Origin of the sequence: Krasilnikovia cinnamomea (assembly GCF_004217545.1) — a bacterium.
GTDB classification, from domain to species: Bacteria; Actinomycetota; Actinomycetes; order Mycobacteriales; family Micromonosporaceae; genus Actinoplanes; species Actinoplanes cinnamomeus.
In genome coordinates this window covers 4,484,956-4,499,002 of record NZ_SHKY01000001.1, presented here as the reverse complement: position 1 = coordinate 4,499,002, position 14,047 = coordinate 4,484,956, and the positions used below count along the sequence as shown (strand labels likewise).

The 14,047-nt window shown below is 73.0% G+C and carries 13 protein-coding genes and 1 pseudogene; 6 read left to right on the top strand and 8 right to left on the bottom strand.

Going from position 1 to position 14,047, the window contains the following annotated elements; translation table 11 throughout:
• Window positions 1–183 precede the first annotated feature (183 nt).
• On the top strand, window positions 184–534 hold the full coding sequence (locus EV385_RS20500; protein WP_130510924.1) for a hypothetical protein: 351 nt from the start codon (window positions 184–186) through the stop codon (window positions 532–534).
• 40 nt (window positions 535–574) lie between these two features.
• Here EV385_RS20500 and EV385_RS20495 read toward each other — a convergent pair whose 3' ends face one another.
• The 5 genes and pseudogenes from EV385_RS20495 to clpS all read right to left on the bottom strand — a co-directional run bounded on the left by EV385_RS20495 (window position 575) and on the right by clpS (window position 3,354).
• Window positions 575–1,540 carry a PLP-dependent cysteine synthase family protein gene (locus EV385_RS20495; RefSeq protein ID WP_130510923.1) on the bottom strand — a complete coding sequence of 322 codons (966 nt, stop codon included), beginning with the start codon at window positions 1,538–1,540 and terminating at the stop codon, window positions 575–577.
• 4 nt (window positions 1,541–1,544) lie between these two features.
• Window positions 1,545–1,886 (bottom strand): MoaD/ThiS family protein, encoded by a 342-nt coding sequence (locus EV385_RS20490; RefSeq protein WP_130510922.1) that lies wholly within the window; start codon window positions 1,884–1,886, stop codon window positions 1,545–1,547.
• A 65-nt stretch (window positions 1,887–1,951) separates the two neighbouring features.
• A pseudogene (locus tag EV385_RS20485) lies at window positions 1,952–2,454 on the bottom strand (M67 family metallopeptidase).
• A 57-nt stretch (window positions 2,455–2,511) separates the two neighbouring features.
• Complete coding sequence (locus EV385_RS20480) at window positions 2,512–3,012, bottom strand: DUF2017 domain-containing protein (RefSeq protein ID WP_130510920.1); 501 nt, start codon at window positions 3,010–3,012, stop codon at window positions 2,512–2,514.
• Window positions 3,013–3,063: 51 nt separating this feature from the next.
• Entirely contained in the window at window positions 3,064–3,354 is a 291-nt protein-coding gene (gene clpS / locus EV385_RS20475; protein WP_130510919.1) for an ATP-dependent Clp protease adapter ClpS, read from the bottom strand.
• A gap of 331 nt (window positions 3,355–3,685) precedes the next feature.
• Between clpS and EV385_RS20470 the strand changes: the two genes are divergently transcribed.
• From EV385_RS20470 to EV385_RS20455, 4 genes are read left to right on the top strand one after another with little or no spacing between them, the layout of a single operon-like run.
• The gene (locus EV385_RS20470; protein ID WP_130510918.1) at window positions 3,686–6,301 is read left to right on the top strand and encodes a LuxR C-terminal-related transcriptional regulator; all 2,616 of its coding nucleotides are present in this window, start codon (window positions 3,686–3,688) and stop codon (window positions 6,299–6,301) included.
• 9 nt (window positions 6,302–6,310) lie between these two features.
• Window positions 6,311–7,597 (top strand): nicotinate phosphoribosyltransferase, encoded by a 1,287-nt coding sequence (locus EV385_RS20465; protein WP_130510917.1) that lies wholly within the window; start codon window positions 6,311–6,313, stop codon window positions 7,595–7,597.
• A gap of 11 nt (window positions 7,598–7,608) precedes the next feature.
• The gene (locus EV385_RS20460; protein ID WP_130510916.1) at window positions 7,609–8,184 is read left to right on the top strand and encodes an isochorismatase family protein; all 576 of its coding nucleotides are present in this window, start codon (window positions 7,609–7,611) and stop codon (window positions 8,182–8,184) included.
• A gap of 58 nt (window positions 8,185–8,242) precedes the next feature.
• Entirely contained in the window at window positions 8,243–9,595 is a 1,353-nt protein-coding gene (locus EV385_RS20455; protein WP_130510915.1) for an MFS transporter, read from the top strand.
• Window positions 9,596–9,803: 208 nt separating this feature from the next.
• Here the strand turns inward: EV385_RS20455 and ctaD are convergent, their stop codons facing one another.
• Both ctaD and EV385_RS20445 read right to left on the bottom strand, forming a co-directional pair.
• Window positions 9,804–11,564, bottom strand: coding sequence for an aa3-type cytochrome oxidase subunit I (ctaD, locus tag EV385_RS20450; RefSeq protein WP_130510914.1), 1,761 nt, complete (start codon window positions 11,562–11,564; stop codon window positions 9,804–9,806).
• 124 nt (window positions 11,565–11,688) lie between these two features.
• A complete protein-coding gene (locus tag EV385_RS20445) occupies window positions 11,689–12,798 on the bottom strand; it encodes an FAD-dependent monooxygenase (RefSeq protein ID WP_130510913.1) in 1,110 nt (369 codons plus the stop codon).
• A gap of 148 nt (window positions 12,799–12,946) precedes the next feature.
• Here EV385_RS20445 and EV385_RS20440 point away from each other — a divergent pair, with 148 nt between their 5' ends.
• Entirely contained in the window at window positions 12,947–13,342 is a 396-nt protein-coding gene (locus tag EV385_RS20440) for a VOC family protein (RefSeq protein ID WP_130510912.1), read from the top strand.
• A gap of 4 nt (window positions 13,343–13,346) precedes the next feature.
• Here EV385_RS20440 and EV385_RS20435 read toward each other — a convergent pair whose 3' ends face one another.
• A complete protein-coding gene (locus EV385_RS20435) occupies window positions 13,347–14,015 on the bottom strand; it encodes a helix-turn-helix domain-containing protein (RefSeq protein WP_130510911.1) in 669 nt (222 codons plus the stop codon).
• Between the last annotated feature and the right edge of the window lie 32 nt (window positions 14,016–14,047).

Here is a 14,047-nt window from a genome sequence, read left to right as displayed (position 1 = left end):
CAGCCTACGCCGGGACCAGCGCCACAGGTAAACGTCTGATCGACTTGTCGCTAAATCGACAACACATGTCACACAGGACGTGATCTGGATCATTGAATGGGGCGTCACGGGCCGTGAGCCGGCCGCGTTGCACACCGTGAAGTGCATCGTGGTGGGCTGCGGCCCCGAGCCGACGGAGGCGTTGTGGCCACAGACGTGAACGAACCGGCGCTCGCGAAGCCACGCCGGGTCATGTTCCGCTTCCCGGCCGAGAACGACCCGGCGCCGCGCACCCGGCGGCTGCTGGCGATGTCGGGTTACGCGTCGCTGCTCGGCCTCGCCGGGGTCGGGGTGGGCGTGCGCGGGCTGGTGTCCTCGGTGCGCGGCGGCGTCCCGGACTGGTACGTGCCGGTGCTCGCGTGCTGCGGCCTGCTCAGCGTGGCCCTGTCGGTCGCCGGCTTCCTGTCCATCCACCGCCGGCGACCGCCGTGGCTGCTGTTGTTCGGTGCCGCGGTGCCGCTCGTGGCGGCCGTGGGACTCGCGGTCAACTACTGAACGTGCCCTCGTTGCCCCCCGCACGGTGCCACGGATCCGCTCAGGCCCAGAGCTGGCCCTCGAGGGCCTCTTCCGCGTCGGCGAGGGTGCCGCCGTACGCGCCCGTGGACAGGTACTTCCAGCCGCCGTCGGCGACCACGAACGCCACGTCGGCGCGGCGGCCCGCCTTCACCGCCTCGTGCGCCACGGCCAGCGCCGCATGCAGGATCGCGCCGGTCGAGAAGCCCGCGAAGATCCCCTCCACCTCGACGAGCTGCCGGGTACGCAGCACCGCGTCGCGGGTGCCCACGGAGAACCGGCGGTTGAGGACCGTGGCGTCGTACAGCTCCGGCACGTAGCCCTCGTCGATGTTGCGCAGGCCGTACACCAGCTCGCCGTAACGCGGCTCGGCCGCGACGACCTCGATGCCGGGGACCTTCTCCCGCAGGTAGCGGCCGGTGCCCATGAGCGTGCCCGTGGTGCCCAGCCCGGCCACGAAGTGGGTGATCGTGGGCAGGTCCCGCAGCAGCTCCGGCCCGGTGGTCTCGTAGTGGGCACGCGCGTTGGCGGGGTTGCCGTACTGGAACAGCATGACCCAGTCCGGGTGGTCGGCCGAGATCTGCTTGGCCGTGGCGACCGCCTGGTTGGAGCCACCCGCGGCGGGCGAGAAGATGATCTCCGCGCCGTACATGCGCAGCAGCTGGACCCGCTCGGCGGAGACGTTCTCCGGCATCACGCAGACCAGGCGGTAGCCGCGCAGCTTCGCCACCATGGCCAGCGAGATGCCGGTGTTGCCGCTGGTCGGCTCCAGGATGGTGTCGCCCGGGCGGAGCCGACCCGACTCCTCCGCCTCGCGCACCATGAACAGCGCGGCCCGGTCCTTGATGCTGCCCGTCGGGTTGCGATCCTCGAGCTTGGCCCACAGCCGCACCGGCGGTGCCCCGTCGGGCACCGTCGGCGACAGGCGGGGCAGGCCGACCAGCGGCGTGCCCCCGCACGCGTCGAGCAGGCTCTCGTAGCGAGCCATGGGGTTACCGGCTTTCGGCCCGGCTGCCGGAAGAGTGCCCCAGCAGCGCCGCCGCCGCCGCGAAGCCGAGGGCGCCGCCCGCGACCGCCGGCAGCACCGTCACCGAGTCGCCGTCGGACAGCTTGGCGTCGAGGGCTCCGAGGAAGCGCACGTCCTCGTCGTTGACGTAGACGTTGACGAAGCGGTGCAGGGCGCCCTCGGACGTGATCAGGCGGCCCTTGAGGCCGGAGTGCTTGGCGTCCAGGTCGTCGATGAGGGCGCCCAGCGTGGCGCCGGCACCCTCCACGACCTTGGCCCCGCCGGTGTAGCTGCGCAGGATGGTGGGAACGCGAACTTCGATGGCCATGACTGCAGGTGCTCCTTGGGAAAGAAAGAAGGTGTACGAAAACGGGTCAGCGTGAGCGACAGTGCTCAGCGACACTCGTAATCGACCGTCGTCGGGGTCTGCCCGAACATGTACGACTGGACGGCGTGGCCATCCGTACTCACCTTCACGCGTCCACCGTCGCATCCACGATGTTGACCTCTTCCTCGGTCACCACACCGTCCACGATACGGAACGAGCGAATCTCCTCGGAGTCTTGCTCACGGGTCGAGACGAGCAGATAGTGGGCGCCCGGCTCCCCCGCGAACGAGATGTCGGTGCGGGACGGGTACGCCTCCGTCGCGGTGTGCGAGTGGTAGATCACCACCGGCTCCTCGTCGTGCTCGTCCATCTCCCGCCAGACCCGTAGCTGCTCCATCGAGTCGAACTCGTAGAACGTCATCGACCGGGCCGCATTCTCCATCGCGATGTGGCGGGTCGGCAGGTCGCTGCCGGCCGGTCCGGCCACCACGCCACAGGCCTCGTCGGGGTGGTCCCGGCGGGCGTGGGCGACGATCGCGGAAAGGATCGCGCTGTCGATGGTCAGCACGGTGTTCACATTACCGTGCCCGGCCGCGCCCCCGGGCGTGGCCGTGCTCACCCCGCCTCAGCGAACCGCCACAAGCGCGTTGAGCAGAGACTCCTGCAGGTACCCCAGGTAGGCGTACACGGAGAGTTGGAAGACGCGGCTGGAGGTCGGATCGGCCGCCACGGCGTCGTCCAGCTCCTCCCCCAGGTCCGTCCCGGAGCGGATGTCGAGCCGCACCCCCATGGCCAGGCGGGCGTCGTTGATGGCCCGCAGCCACGCCTCCGCCTCCTCGCCGTCGAGGCGTACCTCGCCGGGGCCGTCGTCGGGCAACGCGGCGAGGATCGCACCGGCCTGGTCGATCTTGCCGGTCTTGAGGTCACCCTCGGTGTACAGGCGGAACTCGGCCGAGTCGTCGGGCCGCTCCGGATAGATGTCCGGAAAGAGGCGGTCGACCACCGGGTCGCCGTGGTCGAAGCCGTCCATGAGCAGGCCGACGATCTCGCCAGCGACCTTGCGCAGCACACGGACCTCGTCCACCGCGAAGGTCGCCACGCACTGGTTGCCGTGGCGTCGGAACATTCCTCAGACCACCTGCCCCATCACCGCCCGATCCGTCCCGGTACTACCCGGTCACGCCTGGTCTACCGTCGCCCACAGACCGTATCCGTGCAGCCGGGATGCGTCCAACTCCATCCGCTCCCGGGCTCCCGCGGAAACCACGGCCTTGCCCTCGGTGTGGACCGTCATCATCAACTGCTCGGCCCGATCGTGGCTGTAGCCGAACAACTTCTGGAACACCCAGGTCACGTACGACATCAGATTGACCGGATCGTCCCAGACGATGGTGACCCACGGCCGATCGTCCGCTGGCACCTCCTCGATCTCCGGCGTCTCGACGGGAGCGACCTGAGGCAATGCCATGCCCCCCATCGTGCCACCGGATCCGCCCGGTTGCGGAACCGAAGCGCCGCGTCGAGGCCCGCGCCCCATTCCGCGCCCCCCGATCACGGTCGCCGCACCCGGCACTGCCGCACCCGGCACTGCCGATTCCGGCTCGGCTCCGGATGGCGGCCGCCCGGGCCGCCCCGCCAGGCGGGCCCGGGCGCGTCTGGACCGCACCCGGCGAAACGCTACGTTGCCGGGCCCTTCCGGCCGAGCAGTCACGTTACTCAGCGTTCATGTCACAGCTACTCATTTCCGCACACGACACGCGCAGTGACATCGGAGTGACGGATATCGATATGCTGTCGCGGTGAGGGACTGGGCGTTCGTCGGGCGGGCCGGCGAGTTGGCCCGCCTCATCACCACCGCCACCGACCAGCGCCGGGGCGGGCTGATCCTCAGCGGCGCGGCCGGGGTCGGCAAGAGCCGGCTGCTGCGCGAGGCCGTCGCCACCCTCGACCCCGGCGGGTACGCCGTGCTCACGGCCGCCGCCAGCGTCGCGGCATGCGGCCTGCCCTTCGGCGGACTGGCCCAGGTCCTGCCGCCGGACCCGCCCGCCGGGCTGTCCCAGGCCGGCCTGCTGCGCTGGGCGCTCGACATCCTGCGCGCCGAGGCCGCCGGCCGGCCGATCGTGCTGGCGGTCGACGACGCGCACCTGCTCGACCCCGCGTCGGCCGCCCTCGCGCATCTGCTCGTCCGCCAGGGGGCGACGCTGCTGGCCACGCTGCGCGGCGCCGCGCCCGTCCCGCCCCCGATCGGCGCGCTGTGGACCGAGGGCCTCGTGGGGCACGCCGAGCTGAGCCCGCTGGACGCGGCCGGCTCCCAGGAACTGCTGGCGGCCATGCTCGGCGGGCCGGTGGAGGCCGGTTCCGCGCAGCGCCTCACCGAGCTGGCCAGCGGCAACCCGCTCATGCTGCGCGAGCTGGTGCAGGCGGCCCGCGGCGGCGGCGAGATGACCCGGGCGTACGGCGTCTGGCGCTGGACCGGGCGGCTCACCCTCGCGCCCAGCCTCGCCGACCTGGTCGACGCCCACATCGGCGGGCTCGCCCCCGCCGTACGCGACGTGGTGGAGCTGGTCGCGTTCGGGGAACCGATCGGCCTGCCGTCGCTGCTGGCGGTCGCCGACCCGGCCGCGGTCGAGGTTGCCGAGGAGCGCGAACTCATCCGGGTGCACGGCGACGGCCGCCGCCGCCCCGCCCGCCTCGCCCACCCCCTGTACGGCGAGGTGGTACGCCGACAGTGCCCGGTGAGCCGGACCCGGCGCCTGCTGGCGACCCTCGCCGACCTGGTCGAGCGCACCGGCGCCCGGCGCCGCGACGACCTGCTCAGGGTCGCGGTGTGGCGGCTGGACTCCGGCACCGCGCAGGACGGCGCGCGGCTGCTCGACGCGGCCGCCCAGGCGTTCGGACGGCTGGACCTGACGCTCACCCACCGGCTGGCAGCCGCCGCCCGGGACGCGGGCGCCGGATACCCGGCGACCGAACTGCTGGCCACGGCCCTGCTGCTGGCCGGACGCCCCCACGAGGCCCAGGCCGCTCTGGACCGCGGCGAACGCCAGGACGGCAGCGCGGACGCCGCCTCCGGCCGCCCGGTCGCGCTGCGGGCGACGGTGGCGTTCTGGGGGCTCGGCCAGGCCGGGGCCGCCGACGACCTGGCCGCGGCAACCGTCACCGAGCCCGGCGCGGCGGCCCAGGTACGCGCGGTCGAGGCCGTGATGCGCCTGCAGCTCAACCAACTGGAGCGGGCCCGCGAGCTGACCGCCGCCGTACTGTCCGCCCCCGCCGCCGGGGCATCGGCGCGCAACCTGGCCCACTGTGCCCAGGCGCTGCTGGCCGCCGCCTCGGGCCACCCGCGGCACAGCGCCGACCTGATCGCGCGGATCCAAGCGGACGCCCCGGCCTGGTGGCGTGACTCGCCCGCGCTGCACTTCCTGCTGCCCGTCACGGTCGGCACCCGGGTCAGCGTCGCCCTCGACCTGGCCGCGCTCGACGAGATCCTCACCGCGGAGTTCGCGGACCTCGCGCAGACCGGCGGCTTCGGCTTCGGCACCGGCTGGGTGGCGCTGCTGCAGGCGCACAGCGCCCGGCTGCGCGGGCGCACCGCGGACGCCCTGCGCGCCGCCGAGCAGGCGTGCGCCGCGCTGTCCGCGCACGGACGGTACGAGGGCCTCGGGCACGCCGCCCGGGCGCTGAGCGCCGCCGTGCGCGGCGACCTCGCCCTCGCCACCTCCGCGATGGCCAGCGCCGAGGCGGCCGGTGGCGCCTGCGAGCGGCTGTTCTACCCGTGGCACGCGACCGCCCGGGCGTGGACCGCCGCGTGCGCGGGCGACCTGACCGGCGCGGTGCGGGTGCTGACGGAGCTGGCCGGGCGGCTGCGTACCGACGGTTTCGCGGGGTACGAGCTGCTGGCCTGGCACGACGTGGTCCGGCTGGGCCGCGCGGAGCTGGCCGCCGACCGGATGGCCGCGTTGGTGGCCGAGGTCCCGGGTGGCCCGGCGGCACCGCTGCTGCTGCGGCACGCGCGCGCAGCCGCGACCCACGACCCCGGGGCGCTGTACGCGGTCGCGCGGGACTTCGCCGCCCACGGCTACCTGGTGTTCGCCGCGGAGGCCGCCGCGACCGCGTTGCGCCTGTTCCGCGCGGTCCGTGATCCGCGCGCGCTGGCCGCGAACCAGGTGCTGGCGGACGCGCTGGCCGCCTGCGACACGCTGGGGACGCCGCCGCTGCGCTCGGTGCAGCCCGCGCTGACCAGCCGGGAACGGCAGGTGGCCGAGCTGGCCGCCGCAGGCGCCCGCAGCCGGGAGATCGCCGACAGCCTGTTCCTGTCCCCGCGCACGGTGGAGAACCACCTGCAACGGGTGTACGCGAAGCTCGGGGTCAGCGGGCGCACGGAACTCGCCCCCGCGCTTCGATCCCTGCCGCAATAGGGTGGGACCGTGACCGCGTACCCATCCGCCCTGCTGACCGACCAGTACGAGCTGACCATGGTCAGCGCCGCCCTCAAGGACGGCACCGCCGACCGTCGCTGCGTCTTCGAGGTCTTCGCCCGGCGGCTGCCGTCCGGACGCCGCTACGGCGTCGTCGCCGGACCGGGGCGGCTGGCCGAGCTGATCCGCGACTTCCGCTTCGCCGAGGCCGAGGTGGAGTTCCTGCGCCGGGCCGGCATCGTCGACGAGACCACCGCGCGATGGCTGGCCGACTACCGCTTCACCGGCGACATCGACGGGTACGCCGAGGGCGAGCTGTTCTTCCCCGGCTCGCCGATCCTCACGGTGTCCGGCACGTTCGCCGAGTGCGTGGTGCTGGAGACGCTGCTGCTGTCGGTGCTCAACCACGACTGCGCGGTCGCCGCGGCGGCGGCCCGGATGGTCACCGCGGCCCGCGGCCGGCCGATCATCGAGATGGGCTCACGCCGTACCCATGAGGCCGCCGCGGTGGCCGCGGCCCGCGCCGCCTACCTGGCCGGTTTCGCCTCCACGTCCAATCTGGCCGCGGGCGCGAAGTACGGCATCCCGACGACGGGCACCTCGGCGCACGCCTTCACCCTGCTGCACGACGACGAGTCGGCGGCCTTCGCCTCGCAGGTGGCGGCGCTGGGCAAGAACACCACGCTGCTGGTGGACACGTACGACATCGCGCAGGGCATCCGCAACGCGATCGCGGTGGCGGGGCCGGACCTGCGGGCGGTGCGCATCGACTCGGGCGACCTGTCGGTGCTGGCCGGGCACTCGCGGGAGCTGCTCGACTCGCTCGGCGCCACCGAAACGAAGATCATCGTCTCCGGTGACATGGACGAGTACTCGATCGCCACCCTCGCCGCCGAACCGGTCGACATGTACGGCGCGGGCACCGCCGTGGTCGCCGGCTCCGGCGCCCCCACCGCCGGGCTGGTGTACAAGCTGGTCGAGGTCGAGGGCCGCCCCGTGGTGAAGCGCTCGGAGAACAAGGCCACCGTCGGCGGCCGCAAGACCGCGGTCCGGCGGCACAAGCCCACGGGTACGGCCACCGAGGAGATCGTGGTCTCCCAGGGCGTGCCCGACCACCGGCCGAACGACCGGCTGCTGCAGCGCTCCTACGTCGTCGGCGGGGAGATCCTCGACCCGGTGCCGCTGGCCGAGTCCCGCGAGCACCTGCGCCAGTGCCTCATCTCGATCCCGTGGGAGGGTCTCAAGCTGTCCGCGGGCGACCCGGCCATCCCCGTCACCATCGTCCCGACCACCTGATCGGAGGCACCGTGTCCCGCGCACTCATCATCGTCGACGTGCAGAACGACTTCTGCGAGGGCGGCTCGCTGGCGGTCGGCGGCGGCGCCGCCGTGGCCGGCGGCATCTCCCGGGCGCTGGCCACGGGCGGCTGGGACCACGTCGTGGCGACCAAGGACTACCACGTCGACCCGGGCGCCCACTTCGGTGACCCGCCGGACTTCGTCGACTCCTGGCCGGCGCACTGCGTGGCGGGCACCAGCGGCGCGGACTTCCACCCCGGCCTGGAGACCGACCGGGTGGAGGCGGTGTTCCACAAGGGGGCGCACGCGGCCGCGTACTCCGGCTTCGAGGGCCGCACCGCCGACGGGCAGACCCTCGCGGACTGGTTGCGCGCCCGCGACGTGACCTCGGTCGACGTCGTGGGCATCGCCACAGATCATTGCGTACGGGCCACCGCCCTGGACGCCGCGGCCGCGGGTTTCGCCACCACCGTGCTGCTGGATCTGACCGCCGGGGTGGCGCCGGCCACCACCGAGGCCGCCCTGGAGCAGTTCCGGACCGCCTCGGTGGCCACAACCGGCACACCCGTGGTGACCTCCGTCTAATCCGGTTGGGGTTGTCGTACCCCGGGCGGAGACTGGCAAGTCGGAGGACAGGACCGACATGACACTCACGCCTTACCGGGAGACGCTTGCCCTGCGCGGGATGCGTCCGCTGCTGACCGTGGCGACGCTCGCCCGCATCCCCGTGACCGCCGGCCCGGTGGTCCTCACCCTGCACGTCGTGCAGGACCTGGGCCGCGGGTACGGCGCCGCCGGGCTGGTCGGCGCCGCGTTCACCGTCGGCGGCTCGTTCGGGGCCCCGGTGCTGGGCCGCGTCATGGACCGTCGCGGCCTGCGGCCGATCCTGGTGCTGACCACGGTCGCCGAGGTCGCCTTCTGGGCCGCCGCACAGGCCATGCCGTACTGGACCCTGGTGCTGGCCGCGCTGGTGGGCGGCTTCCTGACACTGCCGGTGTTCGCGGTCGCGCGGCAGTCCATCACCGCGCTCACCCCCGAGTCGCACCGGCTGCCCGCGTTCGCCCTCGACTCGATCACCACGGAGCTGTCGTTCATGGCCGGCCCGGCGCTCGGGGTCTTTGTCGCCACGACGGCGGGCGCGCGGGCCGGGATGCTGGCGGTCGGTGCGGGCATCCTCGTTTCCGGGGTGGGGCTCTACCTGCTCGACCCGGCGATCCGCAGCGCCGACGAGGCGCCGGTCTCGGCCGGTGTGCGGGTGCCCCGGCGCTCCTGGCTGCGGCCACGGCTGGTGGCGGTGCTGGCGGTCACCGCGGCCGCCACGCTGGTGCTCAGCGGCACGGACGTGGCCGTGGTGGCGGTGCTGCGCTCCACCGGCGAGCTGGAGTGGACCGGTGCGGTGCTGGGCCTCTGGGCGGCGTATTCGCTGCTGGGCGGCTTCGCGTACGGCACGGTGCGGCGCGGGCTGCCGCCGCTGGCGCTGTTCGCCCCGATGGCGCTGTTCACCATCCCGGTGGGTCTGGGCGGCGACCACTGGTGGCTGCTGGCGCTGATGCTCATCCCGGCGGGTGCGCTGTGCGCCCCGACGATCACCGCAACCGCCGACGTGGTGAGCCGGCTGGCCCCCGCCGCCGCCCGGGGCGAGGCGATGGGCCTGCACAATTCGTCGCTGACCGTCGGGGTGGCGCTGGGCGCGCCGCTGGCCGGCGTGGTGATGGACACCCTGTCCCCGCCGTGGGGGTTCGCGGCGGTCGGCATCGTGGGGGTGCTCGTGGCGCTGCTGGCCCTGCCCGCCCAGCTCCGACACCGCTCCCCCACCCGGCCCACCGAGCCCCCAGCCGCCACGCCAGCCCAGGCGGGCACACCCACCGAACCGTCCGCCAAGGTGTCGCGCGGCTCCGGCAAGGTCCTCCCACCCGACCACGCCGGGGTCGACCAGGTCATGGCGACGACGGAGGCCACCGGCACGGTCAACGTGGCAGGCACCGGCCGCCCCTGACCACCCACCATCCGCGTCTAGAAGCGGTGCGACCCGAGGTCGCGTTGGAGCGGGGTCGCCGCGAAAGGTGAGGACTTCGGGTGAGCTTCGAACCCGAAATTCTCAAGATCACTAGAACTGGCCGGCGACGGTATGACCCGAGTGGCGGGCGAACGAAGACGGCCCGCCCCGCGGGTCGCAGGGCGGGCCGTGTGGCGTTCTGGGTGGATCAGGGCTTGTCGCGGTTGCTGCCGATGTCCTCGCGGTACGTGGCGCCACCGTCCGACTCGGCGGTCAGCGGCTTCGCGCCGCCCTCCGGCGGGCCCGCGATGGACTGGCCGCCGGCCGCCAGCTCGGGGAACTTGGCGTCGAACGCCGGGCGCTCCGAGCGGATGCGCGGCATGCGGTCGAAGTTGCGCAGCGGCGGCGGGCAACTGGTCGCCCACTCCAGCGAGTTGCCGTGGCCCCACGGGTCGTCCACGGTCACCAGCTCGCCGACCTTGTACGACTTCCACACGTTGTAGATGAACGGCAGCGTCGACAGGCCCAGGACGAACGAGCCGATGGTCGACCACATGTTCAGGAACGTGAACCCGTCACCGGCCAGGTAGTCGGCGTACCGGCGGGGCATGCCCTCGGTGCCGAGCCAGTGCTGCACCAGGAACGTCGCGTGGAAGCCGATGAACGTGAGCCAGAAGTGCACCTTGCCGAGCCGCTCGTCGAGCATCCGGCCGAACATCTTCGGGAACCAGAAGTAGATGCCGGCGAACACCGCGAACACGATCGTGCCGAACAGCACGTAGTGGAAGTGAGCGATGACGAAGTACGAGTCGGAGACGTGGAAGTCGATCGGCGGGGCGGCCAGCAGCACGCCGGACAGGCCGCCGAAGAGGAACGTCACGAGGAAGCCGAGCGCGAACAGCATCGGCGTCTCGAAGCTGATCTGGCCGCGCCACATCGTGCCGATCCAGACGAAGAACTTCATGCCGGTCGGGACCGCGATGAGGAAGCTCAGGAAGCTGAAGAACGGCAGCAGCACCTGCCCGGTGACGAACATGTGGTGCGCCCACACGCTCATCGACAGCGCCGCGATCAGCAGGGTCGCCGCCACCAGGCCCTTGTAGCCGAACACCGGCTTGCGGCTGAACACCGGGATGACCTCGGTGATGATGCCGAAGAACGGCAGCGCGATGATGTACACCTCGGGATGGCCGAAGAACCAGAAGAGGTGCTGCCAGAGCATCGGCCCGCCGGTGGCGACGTCGAAGACGTGGGCGCCGAGGACGCGGTCGGCGGCCAGCGCGAACAGCGCGGCGGCCAGGAACGGGAACACCATGATCACCAGGAGGCTGGTGACCAGGATGTTCCAGGTCATGATCGGCATCCGGAACATCGTCATGCCGGGCGCGCGCAGCGTCAGGATCGTGGTGATCATGTTGACGCCGCCGAGGATGGTGCCCAGACCGGACAGGGCCAGGCCGACCACCCACATGTTGCCGCCCACGCCGGGCGAGTGCAGCCCGTCACTGAGCGGCGTGTACGCGAACCACCCGAAGTCGGCCGCGCCGCCGGGCGTGATGAACCCGGCGATGGTGATCGTGCCACCGAACAGGTACAGCCAGTACGCGAACGAGTTGAGTCGCGGGAACGCCACGTCCGGCGCGCCGATCTGGATCGGCACCACGAAGTTCGCGAACGCGAACACGATCGGGGTGGCGAAGAACAGCAGCATGATCGTGCCGTGCATGGTGAACAGCTGGTTGTACTGCTCCGGGGAGAGGAACTGCATCCCGGGGCGGGCCAGCTCGGCGCGCATCAGCAGCGCCATCAGACCACCCAGCATGAAGAACACGAACGACGTGATCATGTACATGATCCCGATCTGCTTCGCGTCCGTCGTGCGCAGGGCCCGCGCGATCGCCGAACCCTTGACCTGCCGTCGGACCGGGTAGGGCCGGGTCACGATCGGCTTCGGCGCAACGGTCGTCACGGATAGCCTCCGGTGTCTCGTTCGTCCCACTCAGTACGCGCGTACGGAATGGCGTACCTCGCTGGCAGAATAGTCCCCCGCCCCGCCCCGGCGGGCGCGGGGTGACCAAGTGCGCGGGTGCGCGTCACACCGGCGCGGCCAGCTCCCGGACATGATCGGCGAAGATCCGCCGTCCCCTCCTGCGCAGCATAGGGTCGCGCAACGCGGGGGGCACGTCGCGGGTGCGGTCGCGTTCCCGGGTCCGTTCGCGGACGCTGCCGCAGCGTGGCCGGCGGCGCCGCTCGAACTCCGCCAGCGCGGCCGGGATGTCGTCCGGCCGGGCCCCGAGCACCTCGGCCAGCACCACCGCGTCCTCGAACGACATCGCCGCACCCTGGGCCAGTGTCGGCGCGGTCGCGTGCGCGGCGTCGCCGACCAGCACCACCGGCCCGGCGGACCAGCGCTCCAGCAGCACCTCGTCGGTGCGGGCCACCTGGACCGTCTCGATCGCCTCCAGCACGGCCGGCACCGGCCCGCCGAAGCCGGCGAACAGCTCCCGCATGCGGGCCCGGGGGTCGGCCGGGGCCGGCGCGTCCGGCGCGACCGTCTCGTCGGCGCAGCAGTACAGCCGCCGCCCGCCCATCGGCATCACGGCGAACGAGGCGCGCCGCCCCAGCAGGCCGGTCCACGCGCTGACCGGCGGGCCGCCGTTGACCACGCTGCGGTACACGACGTGCCCCGTGGGGGTCGCCGGGCCGCCCAGCCCGGCCCGGGCGCGGATCATGGAGCGGCGGCCGTCGGCACCGACGACCAGGTCGTACTCGGCGATGCCGCCGTCGCCGAACTCCACCTTGGCGGCGCCGTCCACGATGGTCACGTCACGCACAGGCGTGTCGTACCGGACCTCGCCGCCGACGCCGCTGAGCAGCACCCGCTGCAGTTCGCCGCGCGACAGCGCCCGGCACTCGCCCACCCCGGCGAAGATCCCGGCGACGTCCAACTCGAACAGTTCGCGGCCGTGGACGTCCAGGTACTGCTGGCGGAAGATCAGGTCACCAAGGGGCTGCACCGGCGCGTCGAGCCCGAGCAGGCGCAGCGCGCGGGCGGCGTTGCCGGGCAGGAAGATTCCCGCCGCGGGGATCACGCCCGCCGGCTGCTCGTCCACGATGTCGGGCCGGAATCCGGCGACCCGCAGAGCCCGGGCCACGGCAAGGCCCGCGATGCCGGCGCCGACGACCAGGATGCGCAGTGTCATCGGGGCACGCCTCCGAGGGGATGGCCACGCGTCGGAGCCAAGACACTACCCGCCGCCGTGTGGACGCGATACCCACGCACGGGTGGAGCGACTGGAGCGTCCGATTCATTCAATACCCGGCGCCGGCGGCCGCCGTAGCGTCGGCGCCATGACACCGACCTTCAACGTCGTCGGCCTCGCGGTGGCCGACATGGCCGCCTCGCTGGCCTTCTACCGCCGCCTCGGCCTGGACATTCCGGCCGGCGCAGACACGGAACCGCACGTCGAGACGGAGCTGGACGGCGGCCTGCGGCTCGCCTGGGACACCCACGAGGTGATCCGCTCCTTCGACCCGGGGTTCGCCCCGGGCGCGGGCAGCGGCCGGATCAGTCTCGCGTTCCGCTGCGCCGGACCGGCCGAGGTGGACGACACGTACGGCGCGCTGGTGGCGGCCGGGCACACCGGGCACCGGGAGCCGTGGGACGCGTTCTGGGGCCAGCGTTACGCCGTCGTGCGCGACCCGGACGGCAACTCCGTGGATCTGTACGCCCCGCTGCCCGGCTGACCGCTCAACCGACCAGCGTGCGCAGCGGCACCCCCGCCAGGGCCCGCACGTCGCGGCACAGGTGCGCCTGGTCGGCGTACCCGGCGTCCGCGGCCACCTGGGCGAACGGGTGGCCGCCCACGGCCAGCGCCAGGGCCCGGCGCAGGCGCAGGATCCGGCCGAGGGCCTTCGGGCCGTACCCGAAAGAGGTCTGGCAGCGTCGGTGCAGCTGACGCGGGCTGAGCTGGAGCGTCTCGGCCAGCGCCGCGACCGGCCGCCCCGCCCGCGCCCCCGCCGCGAGGGCGACCAGCGTGGGGTCGGGGTCGCGCCAGCGGCGCCGCACGACCGCCTCCAGGGCGGCCAAGGGATCGTCGGCCCCGGCCAGGCGGCGCACCTCGGCCGCGGGCCAGAACTCCGCCAGCGGCACCGCGCGGTCGGTCAGCGCGTCGGCGGGCACCCGCAGCAGCGGCGGGCCCGTCCCGGCGGCGAAGCGCAGTGCGGCGAACCGGGTGCCCCCGGCCGTGGGATGCAGCCGCGCCGCCGTGTCCGGACCGGCGACGAAGACCGCTCCGTCGCGCCAGATCAGATCCAGGCAGCCGTCGGGCAGCACGCGGACCACCTGCCCGCCCGGCGGGGTCATCGCGTGCCACGCAACGACGAGCGGGTGGATCGAGGACGGAGCCTGCGCGTACATGTGGCGACCCTCGCACAGGGGTCCGACAATGC